6 protein-coding genes are annotated in these 6,931 nt (G+C 35.8%); 4 read left to right on the top strand and 2 right to left on the bottom strand.

What is annotated here, in order from left to right; all coding sequences use genetic code 11:
* Nucleotides 1–26: 26 nt before the first annotated feature.
* Nucleotides 27–1,091, top strand: a complete 1,065-nt coding sequence (locus ACUTSE_RS13130; RefSeq protein WP_445640547.1) for a 2,3-butanediol dehydrogenase — start codon at nucleotides 27–29, stop codon at nucleotides 1,089–1,091.
* A gap of 79 nt (nucleotides 1,092–1,170) precedes the next feature.
* On the opposite strand, the gene ACUTSE_RS13135 is transcribed toward ACUTSE_RS13130, so the two are convergent.
* Entirely contained in the window at nucleotides 1,171–2,622 is a 1,452-nt protein-coding gene (locus ACUTSE_RS13135; RefSeq protein ID WP_445640548.1) for an aminotransferase-like domain-containing protein, read from the bottom strand.
* An 82-nt stretch (nucleotides 2,623–2,704) separates the two neighbouring features.
* On the opposite strand from ACUTSE_RS13135, the gene ACUTSE_RS13140 reads away from it, so the two are divergent.
* The 3 genes from ACUTSE_RS13140 (at nucleotide 2,705) to ACUTSE_RS13150 (ending at nucleotide 4,626) form a co-directional block, all read left to right on the top strand.
* Nucleotides 2,705–3,151, top strand: coding sequence for a GNAT family N-acetyltransferase (locus ACUTSE_RS13140; RefSeq protein WP_259190540.1), 447 nt, complete (start codon nucleotides 2,705–2,707; stop codon nucleotides 3,149–3,151).
* 61 nt (nucleotides 3,152–3,212) lie between these two features.
* Nucleotides 3,213–3,941 (top strand): YggS family pyridoxal phosphate-dependent enzyme, encoded by a 729-nt coding sequence (locus ACUTSE_RS13145; RefSeq protein WP_445640549.1) that lies wholly within the window; start codon nucleotides 3,213–3,215, stop codon nucleotides 3,939–3,941.
* A gap of 55 nt (nucleotides 3,942–3,996) precedes the next feature.
* Entirely contained in the window at nucleotides 3,997–4,626 is a 630-nt protein-coding gene (locus ACUTSE_RS13150) for a hypothetical protein (RefSeq protein ID WP_445640550.1), read from the top strand.
* 38 nt (nucleotides 4,627–4,664) lie between these two features.
* Here ACUTSE_RS13150 and ACUTSE_RS13155 read toward each other — a convergent pair whose 3' ends face one another.
* Nucleotides 4,665–6,584, bottom strand: coding sequence for a polysaccharide biosynthesis protein (locus tag ACUTSE_RS13155; protein WP_445640551.1), 1,920 nt, complete (start codon nucleotides 6,582–6,584; stop codon nucleotides 4,665–4,667).
* Between the last annotated feature and the right edge of the window lie 347 nt (nucleotides 6,585–6,931).

The following is a 6,931-nucleotide window of genomic DNA, read 5'->3' on the forward strand; positions in this document are numbered from 1 at the left end:
TGATAGAAACACGTAAAAATCTACCTATGAAAACAATGAAAGCAGCACGTTGGTATGCAGCCAAAGACATCCGTGTAGAGGAAGTCAATATTCCACAACCCAAAGCAGGTCAAGTTAAAATTGCCGTTCAATTCGCTGGGATTTGTGGTTCTGACCTGCATGAGTATAACCACGGACCTCAATTAATTCCCATGGATGCTCCTTACCCACTGAATGGTCATCAAGGTGTAACGACTTTAGGTCATGAATTTTCGGGTATTATTGAAGAAGTTGGTGAAGGAGTTACGCATTTCAAAAAAGGAGATCGCGTAGTCGTAGAACCAATCTATAAAAATTTTGACAGCCCATTTACAACAGCAGGGCAATACAATTTAGGTGAACACCTTGGCTTTATTGGGCTTGCTGGTGATGGTGGATTTGCAAACTACGTTGTCGTAGAAGATTACATGGTTCATCCAATGCCAACCTCAATGACTTTTGAACAAGGAGCTATGGTAGAACCAGCTGCCGTTGCTGTTTATGCAGTTATGCAAAGTAATATACAGTTAGGAGAAACGGTATTCATTTCTGGAGCTGGTCCAATTGGTCTGTTGTGTACTCAAGCAGCTTTAGCGGCAGGTGCTAGTACTGTTATTGTAACTGATGTGGCGGAGAAACGCTTAGAAAAAGCAAAAGAAATTGGCGCAACCCATGTATTTAATGCTACGGATGCTGATTTACACCAAAAAATCAAAGCGGTAACTGATCAATTAGGCCCTCATGTATTTTTAGATTGCGCAGGTGTACAAGCCTCTTACACAACTGGTTTTAATGTAGTACGAAACGGTGGAACTATAGTTCTTGTTGCTCTATTTGGACAACCTGTTCAACATGATGCACTCCAACAAGTTTTACGCGAAATTACAGTCAAAGGCGTGATTGCGTATCGAAATATATTTCCACAAACCATGAAATTAATCAGCAGCGGGCAAATGCCAGTTGAAAAATTAATTACCAATAAAATCAGTTTAGATGAAATTGTCGATCGAGGTTTTGAAGCTTTAATCAAAAATCCTTCGGAAGTAAAAATCTTAATTGATATTGCTAAATAATAACAGATGATTCGTCATGTGTGAAGCACTTCCTGTTTCACACATGACAATCAACTTTTTTATTTTGTACCCATTCGTCCTATTTCTTTTCCTCTATAATCTTCTTTAACAACAAAACTGCTTGTTCCAGTTCCTTTTCATTCATTGAGGCAAAACCAAAGCGAAAAGCATTTAATTCAACCACTGCACGTTTAATGGCTAATTGTGGATGGTTAATTAAATACTCTATGAGGTGCGGTTTCTTTAGCACCAACCATATTGCCATTCCTCCTGATGGTAAAGCATAGGTCACATGAGCTTGCAAATGCTCCTGCAACAACTGGTCTAAATAATCCCTTCGAGAAAAATAGCATTTTTTTGCTTTCTTGATATGTCGTTTCAACTCTCCGAGTTTAATCAACTCAGCTAATGCATTTTGCATATAGCCATCAACACCGACATCAATTAGTTTCCTCAAGGCTACTCCTTGTTCAATAAAATTAAAAGGAGCTACCATAAACCCGATGCGAATCGATGGGTCTAAAAGTTTTGAAAAAGATCCGATATAAATAATATTGCCATTATGTGGACTACTAGCCAAAGGTAAATAAGGAGATGAGGCGTAGTGATAATCATAATCGTAATCATCTTCAATAATAGCAAATGCATACTGTTGAGATAGCTTAAGTAATGCAATTCGCCTTTCAATACTCATGGTTACTGTTGTAGGATAATGGTGATGCGGAATCACATAAATAGCTTTTATCGATTGCTGCTCACAAATGGCTTGTACCTCTTCAACAACTAAACCGCAATCATCAACCCCTACTTCAACTACTGTTGCTCCTGTTTGTTCAAACACCTTTGTTGCCATGCCATAATTGGGTTTTCCAACCACAACAAGATCTCCTTTAGTCAGCAATAATTGGGCGGCCAAATAAATACTCATTTGAGCACCATGTGTGATTAAAAGATGCTCTTTTTCAATATTTAAACCTCTCGTCTCAGATAGATAGTCCGCCAAGACCTCCCGTAGTTTTAAACTACCTTGTGCACTGCCAAAAGTAGCATTGCGAATACTGTGCTTCTTTGACGTATACGAACGGTAAATCTTAAGTAAATCATCAATAGGAGAAAGTCGTACATCTGGAAAACCATCGTCAATAATTACATCAGGCAATAGTTTAGTTGACTTCGATTTAGGTGCCGTTATTTGCTTAAAAGACAAATCAAAAAAGGCACCATACGATGATTCATTCGCCGCTTCGTCTGACCATTTTTTAGGCTTTAAATGCGGAATCTTTGCAGAAACAGCAACATACTTCCGCGGAACAGAAACAACCCAATCTTGGGCTTCCAATTCTTCATAAGCCGCTACTATTGTTTTACGATGTACTCCTAGTAATTTCGCCAAATCACGTGTACTTGGTAAATGCGTATTCGCTTTGATGATTCCCTGGCTAATCGCGTTGATAAACGAAATAGCAATCTGTCTATAAATAGGAATATTACTTGTTCGATCTATGGTAATGATTCTTTCAAATGGCAACATATTGGACTACTAATTATAACTTATCTGGACCACAAAGATAGTCCTAATCTCTTATACTTTTGCCCTGTAAAATAAAATAAAGATGAACTACACAATTAAAAAAGCAAGCTTAGAAGATTTAAAAGAAGCTTCGGAATTATTTAACTTATACCGTATTTTCTATCGACAAGAAGCGGATTTACAAGGGAGTACAGCTTTCATCAAAGAGCGCCTACTCCATGGAGAATCTGATATCTTCTTAGCAATGATTGATAATAAGGCAGTTGGTTTCGTTCAATTGTACAAGCTTTTTCACTACATTAAACTACAAAAACAATGGTTGTTAAGTGACCTATTTGTACATCCTGATCATAGAGGAAAAGGATTGTCGGTTGCTTTAATTGACCGTAGTAAAAAATGGTGTGAAGAAACAAATGCTTGTGGGTTAATGCTCGAAACTGAAAAAACGAACATCATTGGTAATAATCTCTATCCGAAATGTGATTTTCAATACGATGGAGTGCATAACTACTATAATTGGTGGAAATAAGTCTAGTTTGTTGGCGGAGTTTCGGCTTCGCCAATTTTGTTTATCTCTTAATTCATATCCTATGTTACACATTCAAGAAAACATCAAGTACATTTTACAACGCATTGAAAAGGCATGTATAGCTAACAATAGAGATCCTCAAGAGGTTCAATTATTATTGGCTACAAAAACCGTTCCTGCAGCTAGAATTCGCTTAGCTATTGAGGCTGGTCAAACCTTACTAGGTGAAAATAAAATTCAAGAGATAAAAGAAAAATACGACGATCTGCTTGACCTCAAACCGACGAATCACTTTATCGGCCATTTGCAAACCAACAAAATTAAAGACATCTTAAAATACGATGTGACGTGTATTCATTCGATTGACCGATTGGATCTCGCTACAAAACTACACCAGCGTTTGACCTTAGAAAATAAAACAATGGAGGTGCTGATTCAAGTTAATACATCAAATGAAGAGAGTAAATTTGGAGCTGCTCCTGAAGACGCTTTAGCACTTATACAAGAAGTTGCTCAACTCAATACCTTGCGCATCAAAGGGCTCATGACCATTGGTTTATTTAGTGCAGATGAAGCTCAAATACGTCCTTGCTTCCAATTACTTAAAAGTATACAACAACAAGCAAAGGAGCTGCATTTACCTAACGTTGAAATGAAAGAACTATCCATGGGAATGAGTGGTGATTTAGAAATAGCTATAGCAGAGGGAGCTACTATTGTACGCGTAGGAACAGCAATTTTTGGTGAACGTCTATACCCTGATAGTTACTACTGGAACGAAAACAAATAGCAAAAACATACTTGTTTGGCATAAAAATTGTATTTTTAAGGTTAAACAAAAAAAAATGAAAAAATATTATTCGCACCCTGTATTCACCGTATTTGCCTTATTTATTCTTTCTATAACAACATACGGTCAAACTCAAAATTTTGGACAAAAAATAGGTGATTTGATGTATGAAATGACAGCGAGTCAACCCAACGCAGAAAAGATTCAACAACTTTTACAATCCATGTCCATTGATAATAAAGAAGTAAAGATAGGCAACCTTTCCTATAGTATTTTCGACGGTTTTGATGGAGATAAAATGTACTATATCCCTTTTACAACAGCTGAAGAAAGTAGATTTACAGTTGAACAATTAAAACAAAACAACAAACTGTACTTTGGTGTTCAATTTTTACTAAAAAGTGAATATACACTAGACAGCAAAAAACAGGTTCACTATACCAACGCAAATTACGCGTACAATACCAATTATGAAGAACTAAGTCCGTATTGTACAACACCCATGAAATACAAAAATGGAAGTGGCAATAATCCCGAATCTCCTTTATTAAGCTGCGTATACACCAACCCCGACAGCAAAAAGAGAATGATGTATTGGGTTGTTTTTGAAAAACCCATCGGTGACACAAAAGGAAACACAATCAAAGAAATCAAATTCCAAAGTATAGAACTTTGGCAAAAATAACAAATAAGAAAGGCTATCCGAATGGATAGCCTTTTTCCTTATGCTTCTATCTGATCCAGAGAAGAATAAATCGAGTTCTGTGATTTAAACTCTGGTACAATTTGTTTCAATGTCGTAACTAAATACATCATATCTTTTTTTCGCTCCTTGTCCAAAACACCTTGGCACAGTTCTTCGATTGAATACTTCGCTACAGTTAAATCCTGTTCTCTAACCTGAGCAATCATAATCTTCTCATGATGTGTCTTCACAGTATTTTCATCATTGGCTAAAAGTTCTTCAAAAATCTTTTCTCCAGGACGTAAGCCCGTAATTTTAATATCAATATCATCTGGATAAACCAATCCACTTAATTGAATCATACGCTTAGCCAAATCAATAATCTTCATGGATTTTCCCATATCGAAAACAAAAATCTCACCGCCATTCCCCATAATTGAAGCTTCCAAAACCAATTGACAAGCTTCTGGAATAGTCATAAAATAGCGCGTGATATCTGGATGTGTAACGGTTAAAGGCCCACCTGCTTCTAACTGACGCTTAAAAAGAGGAATAACCGAACCATTAGATCCTAATACATTACCAAAACGCGTCACAATAAAATTCGTTTTACTTGTATCTTTCAAACTAGAGACATAAATCTCAGCCGCGCGTTTTGTAGCTCCCATAACATTCGTTGGGTTTACAGCTTTATCAGTAGAAACCATGACAAACTTATGTACACCAAAAGCAACAGATAAATCTGCAATGTGCTTTGTTCCTTTAATATTCGTATAAATTGCCTCATAAGGATAAGACTCCATCAAAGGCACATGTTTATATGCTGCTGCATGATAAACTAACTCTGGTCGATATTGTTCAAAAATGGCACGCATATTAGCCTCTTCACGAATATTTCCCACTATATATACAATGCGATCTTTAAATGCAGAAACCATGGATTGTTGCACATCGTACAAAGGAGATTCTGCATGATCAATCAAGATGAGTTGCTTGAAATCAAATAAGGCAACCTGTCTTGCAATCTCACTTCCAATAGAACCCGCAGCTCCTGTAATCATAACGACTTTGTCTTTTAGTTCGTTACCTATAATTGGGTTGTCTAAATTAATTGCCTTACGACCTAATAAGTCATCAATACGCAATTCCTTAATTTGTCTATTGGTATATTTTCCATTCAACCAATCGGTTGCTGGAGGAATAATCTTAATTTTTACTGGTAATTCAACTAAGTATTCAGCAATCTCATTCAATCGTTCGCGTTGAATGTTCTGAATGGATATAATGATATCATCAATTCGATAATGCTGTACAAATTCAGTTGTAATGTCTTTACTTCCGTAAATTCTATATCCTGCAATACGTTGCCCTACTTTTCTATCATTATCATCAATGAACCCAATAATCTGTGTGCGTACTTTTGTATCTGCAGCTAACGCATTTAAAGTAATCAATCCCGAATCACCAGCACCGTAAATCATCACGCGTTTCTCATTGCGGACTTCCAAAATATAACTTCTGTAAAACTGGCTATAGAACAAACGAGCACAAACAAGAATCGCAGCAGACAACAACATATGCATCACAATAAATGAATAGGATTGTCTGATGTAATCATCTAATTGCTCGCCTTCAATAATTCCATTGCGTTGCAATGCCGCAGGAATTGTAATTAAAACACTCGCAAATAAACAAGTAATAAAAACTAACTCGATATCCTTAATAGAGGTTTGACGAATTAAACTACGATATGGTTTTACTAACCAAAAACTAAGGACATAAGCTCCTAAAACGATTGGTAACTTAGAATAGAATAGCTCGATATCATAAGTACCATAGAAATTACTTAAGAAAAGTAATGATATAAAATAAGTGAAAAGGATAATAAAGATATCGATAACGAATATAATTCCCCTAGGGATATCCCTCTTCAACCTACTTTTTAAACGCTCAATCATAGCAATATAAATGGATTTTTCTTCTTTTTATCAAAGATAGTACATTTTCGACATAATTTAGAGAAAAAAAGCTGTAATTATTCCATATTACACAATAATTATAAAAAATATGTTAAACATCACAAACAAAGCTAATAAAATTCACAATATAAAATTCTTTTTGTACTAATACATAAAATATAAGACAAAACGTGAATTTTAAAAAATAAAAAAAATTGTGTTTTGCGATTTTTTGTTAAGTATGGGAATGTTTTTTTGTTTCTTTGCTTCTTTGCTTTTTTGTGGTGCATTCAGCGATACGATATGTATCTTGCGATAAGGCCAATTGCCATTGGCCCTTACGTCTT

It is taken from the genome of Myroides sp. TSA_177.3, assembly GCF_052691955.1.